Origin of the sequence: Kaistia defluvii (genome assembly GCF_040548815.1) — a bacterium.
Classification (GTDB): Bacteria; Pseudomonadota; Alphaproteobacteria; order Rhizobiales; family Kaistiaceae; genus Kaistia; species Kaistia defluvii_A.
In genome coordinates this window covers 1-22,319 of record NZ_JBEPSM010000007.1, presented here as the reverse complement: position 1 = coordinate 22,319, position 22,319 = coordinate 1, and the positions used below count along the sequence as shown (strand labels likewise).

Genomic DNA, 22,319 nt, shown 5'->3' with positions numbered 1-22,319 from the left:
CTGCTGCGCGCCAATGACCGGTTGATGGGCTATTCGGTGTCGTGGATCCGGCCCGACGTGTTCGGCGCGATGGCGCCGCCAACCGAGGCGCTGCTGGCTGGCGGCTCGCTCTATGCCTGGCTGCGCGAGAATCTGGGCATCGAGATTTCCGGCGGTGTCGAATTCATCGAGGCCAATCTGGCCAGCCAGGAAATCGCGCAACTCCTGGATGTCGAGCTGGCGTCCGCTGTGCTGGTGGTGACGAGAATCGCGAAGTCAACCGCTGGCCTGCCGGTCGAGTTCGCTGTCGTGACCTATCGCGCCGACCGTTATCGTTTCCGCGTCGAGCTATAGCGCTCGGCCTTTTGCCGCCAGAAATGTCGTGCCGGAATGCATGATGGACAGCGCCGGTGCGCGGCGCGCCACGCATAAGCGTCTCAATAGCGCCGGCACTGGCCGCCAGGGGCCGCTCCATTAGCTCACGAGAAAGTGGTGAACTGCTATGAGTTGGTTCGGGCGATATGCCATCACGCCTATCGTCCGGATTGGGGCCGGAAGCTGACAGTCCGCATTCAGGGCGAAACGGCCAAAATTCAGCCATTCCGCAATAGCCTGCAACGCGCCTCATGTCGGGCATTGAACCGACTGCGAACCAGCAAAACCTCGCGCCAGCCGCCAATTCGTTGCAACATTATTTTACGCTGTCGGCTATTCGACTTTGGACAGTATTTGACGGGAGATCCGCCCCACTAAGGGTGGCATTTGCCAAAGAAGAGAATGCCGAAGTGGCAGCGGAAACCATTCCGCTGGATCGACGCGAAGCGGACCTTGCGCGCACCGGCCTCGATCAGGGCGATGCGCAGCCGGGCGTCGAAGGTAGCATTGATCCGGTCGCTCTGGGCGTCGGCCTTGAGCCGGTTCAACGGCACTTCAAATCATGCGCGATGTCGGCTGTATCCTGCTTCATGCCCTCGAAGAGGCTGGACAGCCGGCCGAGCGTTGCGTTGATTCGGACGGAGAGCACGTCGATGTCGTCGCCGTCGCCGAGCAGCGGAATGCGGGCGTCGAGCTCGCCCTCCGAGATCCGGGCCAACGTGTCAGCGATCGCTTCCATCCGCCGCTGCAGGCGCACTGCCAGGATCCAGCGCGATGGCGGCGAGCAAAACGATGAAGGTCGCCCATACGAAGATACCCGCTGTAGTGACCCCGACGGTCTCAATTTTGTCATAACTCTTGCCGACGACGAGGGGGTAGTCGTTGCCGATATCGCCGGCGAGCAGGCAGTAGCGGGCATTGCCGTCGAGGCCGAGGTCGCGCGCCGTCGACCAGCCGAGCGGCAGCGCCTTGGGAATGATGTTGCCGACGAGACGAGCCCAATCAGGCTTGGTCTCGGGTGCAGATAGAGAGGCCAAGCCGCAGCCGGAAGCACTTTTTGGTTCGAGCTGCATCGGGCTGCGAGAAAAGGCGATCGTCGGCGACTGATATTGCCAATCCGAATGGCCGCATGCTGCCTAGTATGGCTTGGAACGAAAATCTCGCGGTGCACGTCCGTCCGCCTTTCGAAAGGCGCGCGCGAAATTGGCGGGAGAAGAATACCCCATCTCCGCCGAGACACGGGTGATCGATCCGTTGGTGTGGCGTAGCAGCTCAATCGCGCGCTGATACCGCATCGCGTTCGCCAGGCTGCGAAAATCGGCGCCAACCCGATTCAGCTCGCGTTGCAGGGTTCGCACGCTCGTGTCCATGGATTGGGCCGCGCTATCGATGGACACGCTGCCGGCGAGAACCTGGGCACGAATTTGCTCCAGGACGACGTCGAGCAAATCGCGCGGCGCCCCACCCTGCCGATCTCGCTCCACATCTTCGATGGTGACAATCGGCGATGGCACGTGCCGCCGGCCAACGGATAAATATCGGCTTTCCGTGACGATGGTCACCGCCGAAGCGTTGAAATGAACCGGGCATTGGAAGACGTCTTCCAGCAGCCCGGCCCGGCATGGCTTGCTGATGTCCAGCTCGATTCGCAACGGCCTCCAGTCAAGGGGCAGGTAAGCCCTGAAGACGCTCAGCAGAACGCCGGCCGCCGCGCTGGCGATCATATCGTAGCCGTCGCGACCGGCCAAGGCGAAGCGGTAGCCGTAGCGCACTTCGTCCCCGATGATGTCGATGGCCATTCGGTCAGCCGTGCTGTGAAAACGGAGGGCCGAGATGGCGCGCCCGATGGATTCGCCGAGCGTGTCGGCGCCGATCACATAGTGCCCGTAACTACCATAGTTGGCGGCGTCCATCTGTGGAGCCATCAAGACTCCAAGATTTTGCTCGCCCGCCACTCGTGCCGCGGCATTGACAAAGCCGAGAACCGCCGCGTGGGGGATAAAGCAATTCCGGCCCTCGACCAGCTCAAGATCGAAGCCGGCGGCGCGATTGGCATGCAACAGTGCTTTCGCCCCGACTTCCCGACGCACGAAATCCGGGATGCCGTGCAGGATGTGACTGGAGATAACCGGGATCTCGGCCATGCCCGCTATTTCCCTAAAAAGCGCGACGATGGCGCAAAATGAGTGGTCTCGAAGTCGACATGCCGCTTTTTAGTAGACGTGCGCCAAGCCAAAGAGATGCTCTTTGGCTGCCGGCACAACTTCGAATATTGCCGGGGGGCGTTTCGACCGTGACTGTGATGACGACGTTCATGCTAGTCAATCGCCCCCATGGCCGGATTCAAGCAGTTTCCACCCTGTCTGCTACGGATGCCGCTGAGTTCGCATGGCCCGACGCTAGATTTAGAGCCGGTGGGAAATGCACACCGATGCGGACCAATCGGTCTCTACTCGCGTTGGCGCTGATCGCGGTTTTGTCGTTTCCCGGTAAATCCTTCGCCGAAGATAAATCGACAAGCACCGAAGAACTTGCCAAGGCGGCTCAGAATCCAGTCGCTGACATGATCAGTTTGCCATTTCAGTTTAATACAAACCCCGGCTACGGCCCCTACAGTGAGACACAGGAAGTCATCAATATACAGCCGGTTATTCCGATTAGTCTCTCACCGGATTGGAATCTGATAACCAGAACGATCGTCCCCGTCATTTCCCAGCCGCAACTCTATCCGGATAGCAACCGAATCTTCGGCCTGGGCGACACGACAGTCAGCGCGTTTCTGTCGCCCGCTCACTCGGGCAAGTTCATCTGGGGCGTTGGACCGGCCGTCCTGCTGCCGACAGCCACCGACGACGACCTCGGATCCGGAAAGTGGGGCGCTGGCCCCTCGGCCGTCGGTCTCATCATGGACGGACCGTGGGTCTACGGCGCCCTGGTCAACAATATCTGGTCGATCGCCGGCGATTCTAGTCGGAAGGACGTCAACCAGATGACGCTCCAGCCGTTCGTGAACTACAACTTCAAGGACGGTTGGTACGCTTCGTCATCCCCGCTCGTCACGGCGAACTGGATGGCCGAGAACGACAATCGCTGGACCCTGCCGATCGGCGGGGCGTTCGGCCGTGTCTTCCGGCTCGGCAAGCAACCCATCAATGCGCAGGTCGGCGCTTACTACAATGTCATCGCGCCCGACGATGTCGGTCCGCAATGGCAGATCCGCGCGCAATTGCAGTTCCTGTTCCCCAAAAAGTGAGTGCGCATCCGGCTGCAACCGCTGAACTGGCTCCCGCGACGCTTCTCACTCAGCAAGTCGAACTCGAGCGCTTCAACTCGATTAATAGTAGAAGGCAATTTCTGTGCTAAAGATGCTTAAGTTATCGCTCCTTTCGGCGGGGGTTGCAGCTGTGCTGGCCATGCCATTGCTCTCGAGCACACCGGCTCAGGCCTATCGGTCTGGCGGAGCCGCCTGTGGACCCCGAGGCTGCGCGGCAGCCGGATGTGGCCCACGCGGATGCGCAGCCGGTGCGGTCAGGCCAGGCTATGGCGTTCCGGGATACCGCCCGCGCGGCGTCGTTGTTGTGAATCCGCACCGCTATTGGCGCCCCGGTGGCGCGATTGCCGCAGGGGCAGCCATCGGTTTCATTGCTGGTGCCACAGCCGTTGCTGTCGCCGGCACCCCGCCTAAGCCCGGATACTGCTGGTACTATACGACGCCCAACCGGACGAGCGGTTTTTGGGACGTTTGCCCGCGATAATTGTCTCTTCGCAAGTTCAAGAAGGAAGTAATTCAGATGCTTATGCTGACGAAACGGGATCTCCTTCGCTCTGCTGCGATGGCTGCCATCGTTGCAACGACGGCGAAGTTCGCCCCCGCCATTGCAAAGAACAAGGCGGAATGGCCCAGCCTGCTGGAGGCCAAGGACATTGCCGAGGAAGGCTTCACCTTCGGCCTGCCGCTCGTGATGATCTATGCTGTCATGCAAGAGTTTGCTGTCGACAAGAACTCGGGGCAGTTCAAGGCGCCGTTCAACGAGATAAACAGCCTGCACCATGTCGCCACTCCGGCGGATACGGCCGTCATCACGCCGAACAGCGACACGCCCTACTCGTTCATCTGGCTGGATTTGCGCGCTGAGCCAATGGTCATTTCGGTGCCGGCGATCGAAAAGGAACGCTACTACGCGGTCCAGCTGATCGACGGCAACACCTACAATTTTGGCTATATCGGAACGCGCGCCACGGGATCAGAGGCGGGCGACTATCTGGTGGTCGGTCCCGACTGGAAGGGTGAAACGCCCCCCGGGATCAAGCAGGTCTTCCGCTCGACAACGCCATTCCCGCTCGCGCTTATCCGCACGCAACTCTTCAACCCTGACGACATGCCGAACGTCGAGAAAATTCAGGCCGGCTACAAGGCGCGGCCGCTTTCCGGCTTCCTGGATCAACCCGCCCCGCCTGCCGCCCCGGAGATTGCGTTCGTTCCTGCCACCACGGCCGGGATCAAGGACAACTTCTTTGAATATCTCGACGCAGCCCTGCAATTCGTGCCCGAGACGGCAAGGGATCAGGCTGTTCGCGCAAAGCTGGCGAAGATCGGCATCGGTCCGGGCAAGACCTTCGAATTCAAAGATCTGTCGCTCGAACATAAAGCCGAAATCCTGGTCGGCATGAAGCAGGGCAACGACAAAGTCGACAAATGGCTGGCCAGCGGAAACAAGAGCATCAACGGCTGGAATGTCGGCTCGTTCTTTGGTGACGAGGCCTTCTACAACGGCGATTGGGTGATGCGCGCCGGGGCTGCGAAGGGCGGTCTTCTGGGCAATGATGCCGTGGAAGCGATGTACCCCTACACCCGAACGGACGCTGCCGGCGGAGCGCTCGACGGCAGCAAGCATAACTACACCATCACTTTCGCGCCTGACCAACTGCCGCCGGTAAATGCGTTCTGGTCCGTTACGATGTACGACGGCAAGAGCCAGCTCCTGGTCAAGAATCCGATCCATCGCTACCTCATAAACTCGCCGATGTTGGAGGGGATGAAGAAGGGCGCGGACGGCTCGCTGACGCTGTACCTCCAAAAGGACAGCCCCGGTCCAGACAAGGAGTCCAATTGGCTTCCGGCGCCGGATGACGAGATCTATCTCGTGATGCGCCTGTATTGGCCGAAGACCGAAGCGCCTTCGATCCTGCCGGCGGGTGCGGGGACATGGCAGCCCCCCGGCATCCAGGTCGCGCGATAGTTATCCTCGCCCATGCTGATACGTCGTGCCGGATAGCAGTCTGGTTTTCAGGTTGACGGGTCTTGAACCAGGCCTTCGAGTCGCGCCAAAGCTCCGCCAGCGCTTCAGTGACGGCACCATGACACGGGAAGAAGACACGGCGAGCTAGAGTTCGATCTCGCAGGCAGGCGCGGCGCGGGTTGGAGCACAGACCGCCCTGCCGGCACCAGACAAGCAAGCGATCGAGCCGAGACATTTCAGGCGAACGTGCCCCGGCCGAGGCGACGATGTCGCGCTTGGCCGGGGCTGGACAGGACACGCGCGGAACGGCGGCAGGATTGGCGCGGCCTCGTTGGCCGCGCCCTGAAAAAACGGCGTTCGCATGGACGAGCAGACCAGACGGTGAAGCGGCCGCTATCGCTTCCAATCAAAACCCAAGGAGAACGAGGATGCTACGAAGCCTCTTGTCGACGGCGGCGGTGCTATGCGCCATTGCCGCCGCGCCAGCGGCGCTGGCCCAGGATGCCATTCAGAGCCCGGCGCAGAAGACGATCGGCGGCAGCGCCAAGACCCAGATCGAACCCGCCCTCATCGTCATGAACGCGGCAGGCGCGAAACTCGAGGGCAACAAGCTGACCCTCACGGGCACCGCGGCCAACTCGATCATCTTCGCCGACCGCCCGGTGCGCGCCGCCGGCCATGCCCTGACCGCACACCTTCTCGAGGAATGGACCGAAGGGTCCGGCAGCTTTGCCAAGGACCCGCCGAACGCCACGGTTTCGGTGTTTGACAAGTACGGCTCGAGCGTCAAGGACGCCGTCGTGACGCTGATGTCGCCCAAGGCAGACGGCGCCAACATCGTCTTCGACGTCGCCGTGCTCGAGGGTGACCTCGGCAAGGCTGACGGCCCGGCATCGGTGTTCATCGACATCATCGGCATGCCGCTGACGCCGCTCTCCTTCGCCGGCGCGGCGCGGCGAACGGCCTATCGCGGGGCGTTCTATGCAGGGGCCGCGGCGGGTGCGGCGTATCGCTATCCGCCGGCCTATGCGCCTTATCCTGCGTACCCGGTCTATCCGCCCTACTACCCACCCTATCGCCCCTACTAGTCGGCCGATCGGCGCCGCATGACAAACCAAGTTAGTCTCGGAGTTTCCGAATGATCCGAACCGTCCTGCTTGCCGGCGCCATCCTGGCATCCGGCGCTTCTGTCGCCTTGTCCCAGAGCGCGACGCCGCTTTCCGCTTATGCCGACGAAAATGGCTTCCTGGACGTTCAGGCCCTGACCTGCGCCCAGCTTGCCGGAACGTATCAGCAGGACGCCGATGCGCTCACCGCCTGGTATAGCGGCTGGTACAACGGCCTGGCCAAGAAGCACTACTACGACATCAAGAAGGGCAAGCAGATGGAACACGAGGTCATCGTTTACTGCAAGGCCAATCTCGACAAGAAGATCATCGATGCGATCGCGGTCGTCTTCAAGGATGAACGCGCCAAGCTCGGCATCGAACTGAAGTAAATGCGTCTGGAGGGCGCCAAGGCGGTTAAAAGCCGGCGCCCTCCGGTTCAGGCAAGTGTTTTTAATGGTTTGGCGAATGATGATTGAAGATACGCCGACACTGTCGCAGCTGTCCCAGGTTATGCTGCATGCCACCGCCCCGGCCTTCCTGCTCGGTGCGACCGGCTCGTTCGTCGGCCTGCTCGTCGCGCGTCTCAACGTGATCATCGAGCGCAGTCGCTCGATTCACGGCATCCGTGATCCCGACGATGATCGCTTGCCGCTCAAGACCGACATTCCGCGATTGAAGGTGCGTGCCAAGTTGCTGCAACGCTCGATATCACTCGCCATTGCCAGCGCTATCAGCACCACGCTGCTGATCGTCTGGAGTTTTATCGCCGCCTTTTTCAATCGCGACCATGAGGTGGGCGCAGCGATGTTGTTTGTCGCAGCCCTGATTTTCTTCGTCGCCGCGCTGATCGGGCTGGCGCGCGAGGTTTCGATCGGTCTGGTCGAACTCGACCATCTACCCTGACCGAACGGTTCCAAACGTGCGCTTTCAGAAAATGTCGAAGCCGATTTCAGCGACCGACATAGGGGCGGGGTTCCGCCCGGCAGGTTCGGGGCCGGAAGCAGACCGACAGCTAACAAGAGGAGATCATCTCAAGCGGTCCTTCCGCTGTCGATCCCAAAAGGGGATCTTGGAAGTGCGGGGTGCCAAGCGTCACACGTGACATGCATCGTCATCCGCAGGGGGCGCGCTCCATGACATTGCGATCCGTCTGCGTATCTACCAACACTACGCAATCGCGTCGGTACGCGAGCCGGTGCAGTCGATAGACGTGCCCCTTCATGGTGGAGAGCCGCATTCGGACAAGCCAATGCCCCTACGCGCGTGGCAAACAGTTTCACCTTATCACCTCACGCCCGGAACAGGTCAGTCACCCGGCCGAACGGCTGTCGTCGCTCAGAGTGATGGCGCGCCTTTTTACGGATGATCTCCCCTAAGTCGAGCCGCCGATTGAGTGCGTGGTAGATGTCTGTACCGTCCATCATGATCAAGCGGCGTGCGGTGAAGGCGTCGAAGCTCTCGCCCGAGAAGCCGCCATATGAGACGTAGAGGCCCCTTGTCCAATCCGGGCGCTCAAGCAGTTTCCCTTGAAAGCCATGTAGCATTGCGGCATCGACCGGGCGTGTCTGCCACTTTGCCTCGACCAGATAGGTACTGCTGTCATGCTGGAACGAGCCGTCGATCTGCTCTCCAACAGTGCGGAAAGAGGCGTTGGCATCCAAGCCCCATGTGTCGCACCAGCGTTTGAGAAAGCGCTCGAACGCGTAGCCCCGCCTCTGCGGCGTCTCTTCCATCGCAGTCATCGCCAGGAATTCCTGCTCCATCGATGCGATTAGGGCATCGCTCGGCCCCTTCCGCAGCGGCATCGGCGGTGGCGGTGGCGCGGCGTTCGGATCGGTTGGCAGTGGTTTGCCCCCAAGTTTGACAAGGAGGTTGCCCAGGCGCTGCCGGACATTTTGCACGGTCTCGGCCTGGCCACGGTCAAGCATGCCCGCTTCGCGATACTCCCACAGGGCCGTGACCGTTCGCACGACCTCGGCGTTGGGCGCAATCTCGAGGAAGGCACGGAGGTGTTTCCCCTTGGACGTTCCATGTATTGCGTAGCGGTCGTGGTAAATGTCGATTTGGAGATCACGATTGAAGAATCGCCGCGAACCGGTCGTTGCTGAAGTCCAGCACGTAGCCCCCGTACATCCCGAAGATGTTGTCAATCAACGCCATCTCAGTGGTTGTTAGTTGCGCCATCGATTCGCCCAGTCACTTTTGCTGCAGACTAATTTGGCGAGCTGCAGGCTCGCATGCAATTCAGTAGCAAGAGTGGCCAGCGCTTCTGGCCTCAGCGACGTGCGCGAAACCCTCGCAACATGCGCGTAACATATCGGTCGTCGGCACCGGCATCAGATAAGAGAGCTTGGCTATGAACCCTTTGATCGTTTTTGAGGCGAAAAATAATCAAGCGTCGCGCACAGGCGAAGACAAGACTCTGAACATCGCGCATAACTCAATCTGGTGAGTGCCAACACAGATGCTTCATAACTGCCCCCCGCCAATACCGCTCCTCAACCGTTGGCTGCGTGGAGCTGCCCGGGTGAATGGCAATTACGGACATCTGCTGTTCGAGCAGGCGGTGCCGATCGACGATGATGTCGTAGCCGAGTTGCGGCCCTATTTCGAGTCTGCGCACTTCGACGCGCGTGACGTGTTTCACCGTGCCGCCCGGATCGACCTGCATCCCGATGCCGACGGCCCGGGTGGCAACGCGCAATATCCAAATTGTCTGCCCGCCACGGCCAAGAAAGGGCTGTTCGGAGAGGTGATGGCCGGGCTCATGACCCAAGCCTACCAGTTCGTCGGCGGCCACCAATGGTCGATTCCGATCTTCCTATTCCGCTACCACGCGGAGGTAGAAGCCTACATTTTCGATCTGGCGCGGGATCCGGCGCGCGTCCGGGAAATCTCCGGCCGTCATGGCAACGACTTCATCGCGCTCGGAATCGATCCGGCCACCGGCCAAGTGGTGCGGTTTATCGCCGGCGAAGCGAAATGGCGCGCTTCGCTTACGCCAAGCGTGATGGACGAGATGATGCTCGGAAGTTGGACCGGGCCTCCGGGCGCTCGGGTCCGTGCCAACGATGGCGTCTGGAATGAGCTGAATCGTGGTCTGCTGGCGCCGCAAGGCTTGGAACAGATGCATCGCTTGCTGTGCGAGAAGGCGCGCGAGCAATATGCTGAGGCGATTGTCTCGCTCGATCGCGCTCTGCTGATCGGCGCTGCCCCGCTTCCGCGAACCGATCTGATCTTTGTGGCGGGGAACAAGGCCGCTCGACGAAATCCCGGGGACACCTATTTGCCGGGCGTCGTCCCGCCAGCGGAATACACCGCAGGTCGGCCGCTCCAAGTCGTAGAACTGGTTGTCGAAGGTGGGGTCGATCTCATCGAACGGCTCTATCAATCGCTATGGGTTAATCCCTGATGGCGCGGCTCGACGAACAGCGGCGCGCCCTTGCAATGAACATCCGCTTCGAGCGCGCTGCGGAGAACGAGCTGACGCCTGCCCAGGCGCGTTTGTTCGTCCGAAGCCTGCAAACCTCGTGGCAAGTGCCTCCGATCGCGTGGGGACCGCGAGAATCGCACGAACAGTTTGAGGATGCGCGGCGGCTGCTGCATGGAGCCGGCATCTTCCGCGAAATTGATGGCGAGGGCTCGCCGGAATCTCTCAGCTGCTATCGTCGCGCGGCCGAGTTGCTTGAATGGCTCGCACGATCCTCCGATCCGGTGACGCGCGATGTGCCTGTCGGCCTACTTGCAGCGGGCGCGTACCAGCTGGCCGGGTTGCCGGCGATGGCGACCAGCCTATTGCGCCAGGGTCGCTACGGCGGCGGCGTTGCCGAGATCTTCGCGGCCTTCCTTGGTGCAGATTTCGAGCGTCTGCTTGCGCGAGTCTCGGCCTTTTGGAGCGACAACGCGGCGCTCACTGGCCGCGATGGTTCGGGGCCGTTGCTAGCTGCTGAGGATGAGGCGGACGTCGAGACAGATGATCCTGCCGAGGATGATCCCCTTGCTGACTTCGCAGTGGGCGATCTAGCCGCCGGCGGAGCCCCCCGCGGCGAAAGCAAAATTGGCTGGTATGTCGTGGTCGAATTGGTGCGGGCCGTTGGTCTCATCGGCGACAGCCTCCGCCGTGGCAATGATGGCAGGCTCAAGCAGGCGATTGACAAATTATCAGGCCTCAGCGCGCTGGCAACCCGCCTCTCCAGTGATGAACTTTGGATTCTGATCAACCTTATTGAGGCGACCGCAGGACGCTTTGCGGCCAACAGCCTCCATAGCCGCGTGGCACGGCTCGCCGAGCGGACGCCCGAGCTACAGCCCCGCATGTGGCGATTCGCTCGTGAGCAGTTCGCTCGAGGACGCGGCGTGCTGTGGTCGTCGCAGGTCCAAGGTCTTGAGCGTCTGATCGCGAGCGACAGCTTTGCACTCTGCACGCCGACTGGGTCGGGAAAGACGCTCGTCGCGAATATGGCGATCGTGAAGGAGCTCCTTCTCGTCGATGCCCCGCCGGGACAAGCGCCGCTGGCGCTGTATCTCGTGCCATCGCGGGCCTTGGCGAGCGAAGTGGAAGCAAAACTGACGGCTGAGCTGGGAAACGATCTGATCGTGACCGGCCTCTATGGCGGGGCGGACTGGGGTATTACTGACTATTGGTTGACCGCTGATCGTCCCGTGGTGTTGATCGCGACCGTCGAGAAAGCCGAGGCGCTGATGCGCTATGTTGGCCATTTGCTTGTCCAGCGGCTGCGGCTCCTCATCATCGACGAGGCGCATCAGGTCGTCAGCGAGGGCGACGCCGGTGCGCAGGAAGCACTAGCCTCTCACAGTAGTCGCGCGATGAGGCTGGAGGCGATGGTTTCGCGTTTGCTGGCAATCAAGCCCGACATGGCGCGGATTGCGTTGACGGCGGTGGCGGGCGGCGCGGCGCTGCCGGTTGCCCAATGGATAGAAGGCCGGATGGACGCAACACCCGTTGGGCTCAGCTATCGCAGTAGTCGGCAGCTGATCGGCGGCCTGCGGGTCGATTCTCGACGCGCGCCCGAAGCCGTGCTCGACATCATGAATGGGCAGACTCTCTACGTTCGCGGGCGCGATACTCCGGTCTATCTTCCGCTACGCATCCCCGTGATGCCGCTTCCCGCCCCGATCATCCGGAACAGCCTGCCGCATTACAATCAGCTCTATGTGCTTTGGACGGCGCTGCATCTGCTGGAGGGTAGCCGGCGGGTGCTGATATCCGTGGCCCAGTCGCCCGAGCGGCTGATGAAGCGCTATGCGGAGGCTTTCGATCTCCCGGGCTGGCAGAATGTGCCTCCGTTCGCGCCCCCGGCTGACCCCGATGGACAAACGCGTTTCCAGGAGACCCGTGCAGCCTGTATCGACTATTGCGGTGAGGAGTCGTTCGAGATACGGCTGCTCGACCACGGCATCGCGACAAGCCATGGCCAGATGCCACAGCGCCTCCGGCGGCTGATGACGGATCTTATTGATCGCAGAATCTGCCCAGTCACGCTTGCGACGGCCACACTGACGGAAGGGGTGAACCTACCGTTCGACATCATATTCCTGACCAGTCTCGAACGGCGTAGCTTCGACCCGCAGACACAGCAGCCGATAGTCGTGCCAATGTCGACCGCCGAATTTCGCAACCTGGCGGGCCGTGCCGGCCGGCCGGGCGCGGCTGAATCGATCGAGGGCATGACACTGGTGGCAGTGCCAGAGTTTCCCTCGACTACGGCAGCTGGTCAGCGCAACGAGCAGCTGAATCAAATCCGAAGGGCGGCGCAGGATTATAACAATCTTCTCGGTCGGCTGCAGGTCGAGGATGCGGGTGGAGTCGTCCACAGTCCGTTGGTCGTGCTGCTGCGTTCGATCTGGGTGAAGGCCGCGGCGCAGTTCGGGCTGCAGACCAAGGAGCAATTCCTCGCTTGGCTGGAAGCGACGCTGCCCGAAGCGGCTGGCGCAAACCTCGGTGTCGCATCGCGAACGACCGCTGACCAACTTGGCGATAGCCTTGACGAACTAGATGGGTTTCTTCTCGCAGCCAGCGAGGAACTGACGCGAATTGAGTTGGTGGGCATCGATGGAGCGCGAACCGAAGCCTTCCTGCGCGACCTCTGGCAGCGCACGTTCGCCCGGGTCGCCGCAGCCGAGGAGGCGTGGCTGGAGGCTAGTTTCATCAAGCGCGGGCGGGCATTTGTCGAGCGGCTCTACCCTGATCCCCAGCAACGGAGACGGCTCTACCAATATGGGTTCACCCCCTATATCGGTCGCCGGTTCGAGCTGGTCGCGCCCCAACTGATCGCCGAGCTTCAGGCCGCGGCTGAGTATGGGACATGGACGGGTGAGCAGCGCTTCGCTTTGCTGGTCCGGCTAGGCGAACGGATGCGCGCTGAGCCCGGGATCGGCTTTCGGGTTCGCGACACGGTGGGTGACCAACTGGTTCTGGCGAACTGGCGCGGCGTGGTTGGCTGGTGGATGCAATTGCCAGGCGCTGTTGCGCCGGACGCCGAGAGCCTCCGCGCATGGCAGCGCTTCGTCACTGAAAATGTTGAGTTCAAGCTTGGGGTCGCGGTCGGCGCAGCGGTAGCACAGGCTTGGGGTCAGAACGCCGGTGCGTTGGAAACGCCAACCCTTGATACTTGGCGCGCAACCAGTGGCCTGCCTTGGGTCGGTTTCTGGTTTCGCGAGCTGCTGCGTTGGGGAACGCTCGATCCATTCGTCGCCTTCGCGCTTGCGCAAGGGCTGGCGCGAACGCGAGAGGAAGCCGTTGCCCGGCGTCCCGAGTTCGAATCGTGGCTTGTGCAGGAAGGGCTCCGTCTCGACGCGGAGACGCGGATCGATCCGCAACGCTTCCTGGCGTGGCAGCGGTCGCTTGCCGCACAGAGAGATGCCGACGAGATAGTGAGGGGAAGTGCAGCTCAGCTTACGCATGTGGATGGGCGACGGGAATTCTATGACGTTCGCCCAATTGTCAGAGCCGATGGGATCGAATGGATCGACGCGGCAGGATATTCCGTTGCCCAATCGCCTTATTCTGCGGCATTGCTGACCGCCCGTCCCGATCGGCACGATTTCAGAGTCATGACCGGGCCTGCTGTCGAGGTTACCCGTACATACTAGCGCAAGATGAAGGAGCGCCTGTTGAAGTCCGCGTCCAATGCCTGAGAGCCAAGGGGAACGTCCGGTTCCAGGTATTAAGCAGATGGAGACGAACGACCGAAATGGGGGCGCAAAGCGGCCATTGGTCACAGAAACCGGCAGCAGCTCACTAGGCCGGGCCCCTCAAGGGGATGACGGCCAGTCTAGACCTTCATTACCTCTGGACCATAGAACCCCAACGCCCGCGAATGCGGGCGCTGGATCTACTTGGTGCTCTTCGGCGCCCACGAAGTCGCGTGAGGCCGTCCAGTAGCTAACCGAGTGTCAGGACATCCAGAAGCGAGGCTCGCTTCTTCGCCGGAAGGCGTCGATACAGCATGAGCAGTTCCTGCTCGTCGCGCACCGTCAGATCGGTCCGCACCAAGCCCTGCATGAGCGTATTCTGGCGATTGGTGTCGAGCTTTCCGTAATGAACCAGCGATGTGTCCAGTTTCTCGTGACCGAGGTTCTGGCTCCATGCCTTAAGCTCCTCCCAGGTTGCGCAGATCTCGAGGCCCAGCAGCATCAGCGTATCGCGCACAGCGTGGGGATTGATGTAGTCAATGTCGGCGCTCCGGCAGGCTGACCGGAAGACCTCGCGCAACGGTTGCGAGGTTTTCCAGAACGCCTCCTTCTCTCGCGTTTCGTCCCCAGGGAGCCGGAAGCGAGGCCGGGCCGGGAACAGAGGAGCGTCAGGGTCAGCGCCGCCTTCGAGGCGCTCCCTGACCCAAGCGACTACGATTTGCTGGATATCCTCCCCAACCGGAAACCAGCTCGTGAGCATATTCTTGCCGAACTTCGTGTTCACCTCTCGTGCGTTCTGAAGGATTTGACGGTCCGCAAGCTTCACATGCTTGCAGCGCAGCGAGATCACGGCGCCCACGCGCATGCCGGTAAGGTAGATCAAAGCGACCAGAGCCCGATTGCGTCGCTGAAACACCGTCTGATCGGCCATGGCAGCGAGCATCTGGCGGATCTTATCTGCGGTGGGTGGCGCCTTGTCCGGCTGCGTTTTGAGCCCAATCACGACACGCGGAGAGGGCGTAAGCCGGGCAACCGCCTCCAAGTCGACCTTCAGCTTCTTGAATGTAATGAGCCAGTCAAAGAACGCCTTCAGGTCGGACAACGTATGGACGATGGAAGAGTCCGAAAGCGTGTCGGCGCCCGCCTTGGAGGGGCGCTGGTGCAGATGATCGTTGAATGCCTTGGCCTGCGACTTGGTGAGGCTCTCAAAGTTCTTGCCACCCATGTAGCGTTCAAGCTCGGTCAGGTGACGCATGGCAGCATCAATGGTCTTGTCGCCGTGCTTCTTGGCGTCGCTCAGGTGCTCGATATAGTCGTGCCGAAGCCGCTCATTCCACGGGTTCATGGAGGACCTCCAAATTGATGGGAATTTGCACAATCTCACCGGGACGGCGAGAAGGAGAGTAGTCGTCTTCGCTGGAGGTCAGGTTGACTCCCAGCTCTTCAAGAATCTGGACCTGAGAGCGCGACTGAAAGATCCCATTCGGCTTGCCGCAGGAGGGCGAGGGGCAGCGCCAAGACAGGGTCCCCGCGGACTTTTTGTCCCAGCGGATATCCGCCGCTTGGCCCACCAGCGTAGAAACATTCTTGCAGTGGAAGCAGAGGAATTCGCCGGGAGAACAGTTCCACCGCGCACCATCATGCCGAGCTTTATGAAACGCGTTCAGGTCCTCGCCACGGAACAAGACCGGAGAGCCGGGTACCGTGATCAATCCCTCGTTGATCCAGTTGGTCAATGTGTTTCGGGTGACGTTGTAGAGCTTCATGACTTGGGCGCGGCTATAGTTGCGATGCTGCTTGGCCTTTTGCGGATGGAAGATTTTGAAGGGCTTCCGAGCTCGCTTCTCTGGCCCGTCCGACGACGGAGGAGGCGCGTGCGGGACCGCATTGCTGCTCACTTCCGTCAGCTTGGTCAGAACGAGCAGATCGAACAGATCCGACATCGGCAAAGCATCTTCTCGCTTCCTGCGCTTCTTCGTCATAGCGCTGAACGCGCCAGGATGGAGGGCGTGAGCTTGCCTGCCACGAGAAGCCGCTGGAGTTCGTCAAGGTCGCCCGGAAAGACGCCACGTTCCAGTAGCCATTCGCAAGCTGCCTGGGGATCAGCAATGGCGGGAAGGGGGGGCTGGTCACTGGCCTCAGTCGCAAGGGAAGCCTCGCCATCACGGGGGGCTACCTCAGGCTCAAGCCCGAACGAAGCCAGGCTTGTGGCTTGGCCTTTGGCCTGGCTTGAAGCCTGGACAAAGGTGGGGCTTTCGTTGGGCTTGGCCTTCCCCTTCGAGCTTCCGCCCTTCTTGCCTGCATTCGACAAACGCTCATGCGTAGCGGCGCACTTCTGACGGGTCCGGTGGGTGTCCTCGTGACGCCAGTTCGGTCCAAACCGCGGCCGGATTGCCGAGGCCACTTGAGGCCACTTGTCCGCTGCGACATGGGCGATCCGCGACAGCCGATCGCTATCCGTGGGGAGTGCCCCATACTGCCACTGATGCATGCGAAGCAGCATGTAAGCGCCGTATTCTTCAGCGGTCAGATCCGAAGCTGCGGCGAGTTCCTCGACAACCGAGATGGGCATGCGGGGCGAGGCGATCACGGGATCGCTTCCTTCATCCTCATCACGTCATCGCACGAGATGAAGCGTTCCATCGCCGCCTGGGCGAGGATCAACTCTCCAGCCGACGGGCGGACGGAATGGACGGGCGGGAGAGACCGTGAGGGCACGGCTTTACTCCGAGCGACCATCGTAGAAGGGTAGCGTGTCCAGATAGGCCTGGAGATCGGTCTCCAGGACGACGGTCTTGCTGCCGATCTTGCGGGCCTTCAGGCGACCGGCGTTGATCTCCTGATAGAACTTCGTGCGGCTGATGCCGACCCGGCGGAGAACCTCCGCTACCGTGTTGGCCGCCGGCCGAAAAATGTTCGCGTTCATGGTCGTCCCATTCGTTGCGACACTTAAGAATGTGTCTGAACGACCGAGACATGAGCGACCGCGGTAGCTGGAAATAGCCGCGTCGATTAAAATTCTGCGTCGATTAAGTCTGCGCTGATTACTTCTTGCGTCCGGGCGGAGCCCGCGCATCGAGGCTGACCCCCTCCCGTGCCTTCTTCCAAATCACGTCAAACGGACGACTGCGGACTCCCCAACCAACGATGTTGGCGGCTTCCGCCTTCGCCAACTCGGGGCGCTCACGCAGTTCTTGAGTAAGGCGATCTATTGCATTTTGAGACTTTAGCTTTTCGTTGGCCCGCGCGGGGTTCAACACCGCGGGATAGTAGTTGTTCAGAAAGCGAAGGTAAGAGGCCCGCTCGACGACCACGTCCCGATAAGACACGTATCGGCCGCTGGCCGTGGCGCCATCGTAGTCCGGCTCTGGCGCGGCCTCGCCGACGGCATGGATGCAACTGTCCTCATCGAAGCTTCGTTCCTCGACGAAGTAAGCAGTGGGGATTTGCTGTGGCGTTGAGTTGAAGAGGCTAGGCTCCAGTATCCAGGCTTCGTCCGCAGGCACTCCCATAAATCGCACGTCCCCGGCTCGAGCTGCAGCGTTCAACTGGCCGAAGAACTTGGTCCGTCTGCGGCCGATCTCTGCCCGCCAGAACCCGTCGATGATGGCGAAATCAAATCGGCGGGGAGTTGGTCCACAAAGCGCGCCCGCTTGCCGGTCCCCGGACGAAGGTGAAACGACTGCCTCGTTTGTCAGACGAATCTGGTGGCGCTCAAGGCGCGCCTGATATGCCGCGTCGGCCGCGGCGAGTTGTGCCAGGTCGGGGGTCGAGTCGTCGTCAATGCCGAAGAGGATGGCCCCTGGATTGGCTATATCTACGTATTTGGGTCCGAGAAGCGGTGCCCCATCCGTGATCAATACCCACTCGCCCGCGTTAGTGATTGCGTACTCCCTGTCGAGCTCAGGGGGGAGGCGAATTGGACCCTCATATCTGACAGAGGGCACGCCGCCGTAGAAGGCCAGATCCATTGCATCGGACAGCTTCACGAATTCGCCGGTCGGCAAGTTTTCTAAGTCAAATGTGAATCTATACGCTGCATTCTGCATGTTTGCCTCCTCGAGTCTCGGAGAGCCTAGCGAGAAGTTTCCTCGTGGCTAAAGCGCTGCTTACCAGCTTAAATCTCAGGGCACGAGATGAGGTCTACGTCCAGCCGCCCGAGCATCCGGGGTATTGGTGCACGTGAAGGTCGTTATGGAACGAGACTCAAACGCGGATGGCATTGAGTGGGTAACGATGGAGAGGCTATTGTCAGCAACGCCCATTCACGCGCGATTTCAATATCTTGGTGTGAGAGAATGGCGAGTAGCGGAGGATTCAGCGTTTCCGTGAGACGAGGTCATGGCCAAGCCCGTCTTCCCGCTTTCGTCGGCGGGGATCGGCGGCTACAGAGCTAGAGCTGCCAACGCCTGCTCGGCAGCAGATTTGTTCAGGTGTCCATAGTGCCTTTCGATCATCTCCACGCTGGTGTCGCTCAGCTGCGCGACTGTCAGGATCGGCAGGCCACCGTCCACAAGGTCGGTTAGGACGGAGTGGCGGAATACATAGGCTGTCACGGCACGGCTAAGCCCGGCGCCAATTGCAGCCTGACGAATTGGATCGTTCCAATCATTCTTGGTCCAACGCTTGCCATTTCCGCGCATGAACATGGGGTCGGCCGGCGACTTATTCTTGGTTTGCTCTGCCAGGAATGCGGCCAATGTGACAGGAACGGCAATCCGACGCGGCTTGCCAGTCTTGTCCTTCCCGATAGTCAATTCTCGCGTGCGCTTGTCGAAGTCACCGGCACTAAGACCCGACATTGCTCCAGGTCGAAGAGGCATCATGGCAATTGCCTTCACGAACGAAAGTGCCTCGGCGTCTATCCTCTCCAACAGCCTGCGGCGCTCGTCAATGTCGAGATACAGTGTCCGTTGACGGTCTGCGTTCTTTATTGGCCTCAGCGCTTCTTGCCACGCGGCGGGTGTGTTTGGAGTGCCGTGTGCAAGATGCTTGGAGAGTGCCGCGCGGAGTGGCACAAGATCGCGGTTGACCGTGGATTGGGCCCGAGCACGCGTTACCTTTTCGCCCTCCTTGCGCCGACTCACCAATGCAGGCACGGCCTCAATCCGGGCGCGCCACGCCTCGATGTGGTGCTTGCGCAGTTTGTCGAGCCTCACGTGAGCAATCGGGTCGCTATAGACATTGCGCTTCAGGCGGTCAGCTTCGTTGGCATGCGTTCTTGCATAATCCGCGCATGCATCCTTCACGGTCACGATCTTGACGTGACCATTGGCGATGCCGCCAGACTCGACTTGGTTCGCAAACGCTTCGGCCTCCTTCTTTGCGGCGGCAAACTGCTCGTTTCCCGGTAGCGTGCCGAAGTCGCCCAGCGACCTCATTTTGTACTTGCCCGCATCGGCATCATAGCTGCGGGCAATCCACGTGCCTGGACCACCGCGTTGCGACGGACGGAAACCGAGAAAAGCTCCGGTCCGGAGCCGCTGCCAATGCGGTTCACGCTGGGCCTTTAGCTCCCCCCGCCTCCCGACCTTGCTCAAATCGATCGCCAACCAGATGCTCCAACTTTGTGCGTACGAAAAAAGTACGGAAAACATCGGTGAACGTCAATGGTCAATAATTGCCCAAAATTGAATGATATCAACGCTTACTGTGTGCGTAAATGTTTGGTGGTGTGCTGAATCTCTGCCCTCCGAAGGCAGAGGCCAGGGGTTCGAATCCCTTCGGGTGCACCAATCTTTTCAAAGATTTAGCTGCCAAAATTGGCTAGCCATTCGCGCTTCCCACATATGGGTCCCACATAGCTATGTGGTGGTGCGGGAAGGTTTTGCTTCGTATCGAATCCGTGGAGATGCGAGCGCGTGCGGCCGGCTGCTGCCTGCGTTTCTTCCCGATCGCTGAAGCGTGCCCATTCCGGACGGAGCAATTTCCTTTTTCCATCGCCCGGCAAGGAGGGCTTCATGTCGAACAACACAATGCTCTTCGGAATGTACCGGATGGGCTATCACGGGCGAGCGACGGTCCACGGCTTCCGCGGCGTGGCGTCGACCTGGCTCAACGAGGCGGGCTATTCGGCGGATTGGATTGAGCGCCAGCTCGCCCATGATGAGCGCAACGAGGTGCGCGGCGCCTATAACAGCGCCCAGTATCTAGCCGGCCGGCGAGCGATGATGGCTGCTTGGTCTGAACAAATCTCGAACTTTGCGGCAGCCGTAGATCAAACTCAGGGCTAGTCAGGATTGCCAGATTGCTCCGCCTCTCGGGGCCGAGCGCTGGGAAGGTCCGAGCGCTGTCCGGATTTTTGCTCCCCCAGTCGCGGCGACGCCGGTGCGGGTCCGGGTCTAGGATCGTAGCGGCCCGCCGCAAAGCTGTGCCGGCGGGCCGCTGATTCTGTTTAGCAGGGCTGGTTGGACGTGCAGGCAATAGCCGCGATGCGCTGCAGCTGCGCGCCCTTGGACAGGACCGGCCGTTCGTAAATCTTCTTCATGATGTTGCCCCTCAGGCGTTGTTGACGCTGCGTTCTCTGCCACCACACCCGTCTCCTGTCGATTGCAAGCCGGCAACACCACACCGGAAATCTCAGCCCGCGACGCCCGCAATTCGGGAGGAAGCTTAGCCATTTGGACGGGCTGTGGCCGACGCGCCCGCCGGCTCTGTTGCGGCACAGCCGACGGGCGCGTCTCCGCAACTACCTGGCCGGGGGCGGGCAAAGCTGCGCGGTTCCCGAAAAAGGCCTCAAAGCCGATTGGACAGTCAATGTCACTCGCTGGCACCTGGGCGATCCTGGCGCCTAAATAGAGAACCCGCCGGCTGGTTGGCAGGCGGCGGATTCAGGCATGCTGTAAGGGCGCAAGCTCATAGCCCCATTTCAGTTAGTCGGCCTTATTGAAAAGGTCCCGACCTAGGGATCAATGATGATCTCGCCGCTGATGGTCACAGCAGCTGCGATCTTCTGCAGCAGCGCCGATTTGTCGACCGTCGGCTTCTCGTAGGTCTTCTTCATGGTGATGTCCCCGTGGTGTGGTTGACGTCTCCACTGTCGCAGAGTCGAAACAGTTCTGTCTAGGACCTGATACTCGCTACTTCAGGGAGCTTGCTTGTTGCTAAGAGCAAAAAAAGCCCGCGGCGTTGCGGAGGCCTGCGGGCGTTAGTTCGGGGCGCGCTGCCAAGGCAAAACGCGCCCGACCAACTTCCCAACACACCACCATTGTTCAACCCGGAGACAAGACATGAACCGCACCCTGGCCGCTCAAGAAGGCGCTCGAAGTGCCATTCGGGTCGTTCCGCCGGGGAGATAAGCCGGTAAAACTCGCGTGTCATTTTAGGGGCGAGGTACTAAGGAGCGCTGATCAACTGTTTTGGCGCAGTCGCGTTTTTGAGAATTAGAGAGCGACCAACTCGGGTGAGCAGGCCAGACACAGCAATCATACGGCCCCCACTATGAGCCTCGACCGCAGTCAAATATCCGCTTGGGTCCAACGGAACCCCATTCCTGCCCGTCGTTCGTTCCGACCGGTGATCTTGTCAAACTGGCGTCAGACGTTAGCGTCGGGCTCCAGCGGTGCGCAGACATGTTTGGCCGGTGATGAAGGTCGAGCGTCCTGCGGGGCAGCTATTCTCCGCGTAGTAGTCGGTGAATTTCATGCCTTCCTTGGCAAGGCGGTCGATATTGGGCGTCCGGTAGCCCACCACGCCTTCGCCATAGGCGCTAATATTGGTCTGCCCGACATCATCACCGAATATGACGAGAATGTTTGGCGGTGCTGCCGGCGCTTCCTGGGCGATCGCCGGCACCATCGGCGCCAGCCATCCTGCGCCAACCACAGCGGCTGACGCGATCCAACGTGATATTCGCATGGCCTTCTCCTGCATTTCCAACAGAGGCGGTCGCGTTCACGGTTAGGTCGATAGGTTTGAAAATCCTGGCTTGTTTCGACATCCGCGAAAATCTTCTGAATTTTTCAGGAACAGATCGCTTCGCCAACCGAACTGGCGGGTGGATCAATGTCATTGAGATACCCGAACCGGGTTTCAATTCTGCGGTTGGGCCTCCAGGAGGTCCAGTTGCCGTTCAGAATGTCAGCATGGGGCGGTGAAGCCGCACCATATCGCTTCATCCTGCCAACGTTGGCAGTCATTTGACAATCTCGCCGTTATCCAAAGAACTGGAGATATGAACAAATGTCTTCGGTGTGGCCCGCCTGCGGGCCGATGTCGGCGACGCGAGATTTGAAGTCGCCCAGCGTCACGCCTTCGCAGCGCCGCAGTAAAGCCGGGTTTTCTCGGCAAGCGCCGTCAATGCGTTCGCCACAGGTTCCCACGGCGAACGGCGCTTCACTTTCGTCAGGAGCCAATATGAAAGTTTGTCAGTGGCCGCCGAAGACCAGCGTCTGCACGGGTAGCAGGATGGCCTGCATGCGCAGGATCGCGGCATGAACCACCGCGACGGCGTCGACGACAT

General features: G+C 60.6%; 21 protein-coding genes and 1 pseudogene. 10 read left to right on the top strand and 12 right to left on the bottom strand.

Annotation, left to right across the window (positions count from 1 at the left end):
• Positions 1-333 (top strand): GntR family transcriptional regulator (locus ABIE08_RS23465; RefSeq protein ID WP_354554559.1); only part of this gene is annotated, 333 nt, incomplete at its 5' end.
• A 395-nt stretch (positions 334-728) separates the two neighbouring features.
• Here ABIE08_RS23465 and ABIE08_RS23460 read toward each other — a convergent pair.
• From ABIE08_RS23460 to ABIE08_RS23445, 4 genes are all read right to left on the bottom strand, one after another.
• Positions 729-902 (bottom strand): hypothetical protein, encoded by a 174-nt coding sequence (locus tag ABIE08_RS23460; protein ID WP_354554557.1) that lies wholly within the window; start codon positions 900-902, stop codon positions 729-731.
• Entirely contained in the window at positions 899-1,093 is a 195-nt protein-coding gene (locus tag ABIE08_RS23455) for a HAMP domain-containing protein (RefSeq protein WP_354554555.1), read from the bottom strand. The genes ABIE08_RS23460 and ABIE08_RS23455 overlap by 4 nt, the downstream gene beginning before the upstream one ends.
• A complete protein-coding gene (locus tag ABIE08_RS23450; protein WP_354554554.1) occupies positions 1,077-1,427 on the bottom strand; it encodes a hypothetical protein in 351 nt (116 codons plus the stop codon). The genes ABIE08_RS23455 and ABIE08_RS23450 overlap by 17 nt, the downstream gene beginning before the upstream one ends.
• A gap of 63 nt (positions 1,428-1,490) precedes the next feature.
• A complete protein-coding gene (locus tag ABIE08_RS23445; protein WP_354554552.1) occupies positions 1,491-2,498 on the bottom strand; it encodes an AraC family transcriptional regulator in 1,008 nt (335 codons plus the stop codon).
• Between the two features lie 287 nt (positions 2,499-2,785).
• On the opposite strand from ABIE08_RS23445, the gene ABIE08_RS23440 reads away from it, so the two are divergent.
• The 6 genes from ABIE08_RS23440 to ABIE08_RS23415 all read left to right on the top strand — a co-directional run bounded on the left by ABIE08_RS23440 (position 2,786) and on the right by ABIE08_RS23415 (position 7,606).
• A complete protein-coding gene (locus ABIE08_RS23440) occupies positions 2,786-3,607 on the top strand; it encodes a hypothetical protein (RefSeq protein ID WP_354554550.1) in 822 nt (273 codons plus the stop codon).
• A gap of 160 nt (positions 3,608-3,767) precedes the next feature.
• Positions 3,768-4,109, top strand: coding sequence for a hypothetical protein (locus ABIE08_RS23435; protein ID WP_396309401.1), 342 nt, complete (start codon positions 3,768-3,770; stop codon positions 4,107-4,109).
• A 42-nt stretch (positions 4,110-4,151) separates the two neighbouring features.
• On the top strand, positions 4,152-5,594 hold the full coding sequence (locus tag ABIE08_RS23430) for a DUF1254 domain-containing protein (protein ID WP_354554560.1): 1,443 nt from the start codon (positions 4,152-4,154) through the stop codon (positions 5,592-5,594).
• Between the two features lie 428 nt (positions 5,595-6,022).
• Positions 6,023-6,682 carry a hypothetical protein gene (locus ABIE08_RS23425; RefSeq protein ID WP_354554547.1) on the top strand — a complete coding sequence of 220 codons (660 nt, stop codon included), beginning with the start codon at positions 6,023-6,025 and terminating at the stop codon, positions 6,680-6,682.
• A 50-nt stretch (positions 6,683-6,732) separates the two neighbouring features.
• Positions 6,733-7,092: an HdeA/HdeB family chaperone gene (locus tag ABIE08_RS23420; RefSeq protein ID WP_354554545.1), complete on the top strand. Its 360-nt coding sequence runs from the start codon at positions 6,733-6,735 to the stop codon at positions 7,090-7,092.
• A gap of 76 nt (positions 7,093-7,168) precedes the next feature.
• On the top strand, positions 7,169-7,606 hold the full coding sequence (locus ABIE08_RS23415) for a DUF2721 domain-containing protein (RefSeq protein ID WP_354554543.1): 438 nt from the start codon (positions 7,169-7,171) through the stop codon (positions 7,604-7,606).
• 386 nt (positions 7,607-7,992) lie between these two features.
• Here ABIE08_RS23415 and ABIE08_RS23410 read toward each other — a convergent pair whose 3' ends face one another.
• Positions 7,993-8,631: a restriction endonuclease gene (locus ABIE08_RS23410; protein WP_354554541.1), complete on the bottom strand. Its 639-nt coding sequence runs from the start codon at positions 8,629-8,631 to the stop codon at positions 7,993-7,995.
• 599 nt (positions 8,632-9,230) lie between these two features.
• On the opposite strand from ABIE08_RS23410, the gene ABIE08_RS23405 reads away from it, so the two are divergent.
• Together ABIE08_RS23405 and ABIE08_RS23400 are read left to right on the top strand one after the other, a co-directional pair.
• Positions 9,231-10,115: an aminotransferase gene (locus tag ABIE08_RS23405; RefSeq protein ID WP_354554539.1), complete on the top strand. Its 885-nt coding sequence runs from the start codon at positions 9,231-9,233 to the stop codon at positions 10,113-10,115.
• Positions 10,115-13,816, top strand: coding sequence for a DEAD/DEAH box helicase (locus tag ABIE08_RS23400; protein ID WP_354554537.1), 3,702 nt, complete (start codon positions 10,115-10,117; stop codon positions 13,814-13,816). Before ABIE08_RS23405 ends, ABIE08_RS23400 begins: the two co-directional genes overlap by 1 nt.
• A 292-nt stretch (positions 13,817-14,108) precedes the next feature.
• Here the strand turns inward: ABIE08_RS23400 and ABIE08_RS23395 are convergent, their stop codons facing one another.
• The 6 genes from ABIE08_RS23395 to ABIE08_RS23370 all read right to left on the bottom strand — a co-directional run bounded on the left by ABIE08_RS23395 (position 14,109) and on the right by ABIE08_RS23370 (position 19,410).
• Entirely contained in the window at positions 14,109-15,203 is a 1,095-nt protein-coding gene (locus tag ABIE08_RS23395) for a tyrosine-type recombinase/integrase (protein ID WP_354554536.1), read from the bottom strand.
• Positions 15,187-15,840, bottom strand: coding sequence for a helix-turn-helix domain-containing protein (locus ABIE08_RS23390; protein ID WP_354554534.1), 654 nt, complete (start codon positions 15,838-15,840; stop codon positions 15,187-15,189). Before ABIE08_RS23390 ends, ABIE08_RS23395 begins: the two co-directional genes overlap by 17 nt.
• Complete coding sequence (locus ABIE08_RS23385) at positions 15,837-16,448, bottom strand: DUF1376 domain-containing protein (RefSeq protein WP_354554533.1); 612 nt, start codon at positions 16,446-16,448, stop codon at positions 15,837-15,839. Before ABIE08_RS23385 ends, ABIE08_RS23390 begins: the two co-directional genes overlap by 4 nt.
• A gap of 132 nt (positions 16,449-16,580) precedes the next feature.
• A complete protein-coding gene (locus ABIE08_RS23380; RefSeq protein WP_354554531.1) occupies positions 16,581-16,784 on the bottom strand; it encodes a helix-turn-helix transcriptional regulator in 204 nt (67 codons plus the stop codon).
• 118 nt (positions 16,785-16,902) lie between these two features.
• Entirely contained in the window at positions 16,903-17,907 is a 1,005-nt protein-coding gene (locus ABIE08_RS23375; RefSeq protein WP_354554530.1) for a hypothetical protein, read from the bottom strand.
• Between the two features lie 336 nt (positions 17,908-18,243).
• A complete protein-coding gene (locus tag ABIE08_RS23370; protein ID WP_354554528.1) occupies positions 18,244-19,410 on the bottom strand; it encodes a tyrosine-type recombinase/integrase in 1,167 nt (388 codons plus the stop codon).
• A gap of 309 nt (positions 19,411-19,719) precedes the next feature.
• Here ABIE08_RS23370 and ABIE08_RS23365 point away from each other — a divergent pair, with 309 nt between their 5' ends.
• Complete coding sequence (locus tag ABIE08_RS23365) at positions 19,720-20,091, top strand: tyrosine-type recombinase/integrase (RefSeq protein WP_436409601.1); 372 nt, start codon at positions 19,720-19,722, stop codon at positions 20,089-20,091.
• Between the two features lie 1,327 nt (positions 20,092-21,418).
• Here the strand turns inward: ABIE08_RS23365 and ABIE08_RS23360 are convergent.
• A pseudogene (locus tag ABIE08_RS23360) lies at positions 21,419-21,655 on the bottom strand (sulfatase-like hydrolase/transferase); the annotation flags it as partial.
• Between the last annotated feature and the right edge of the window lie 664 nt (positions 21,656-22,319).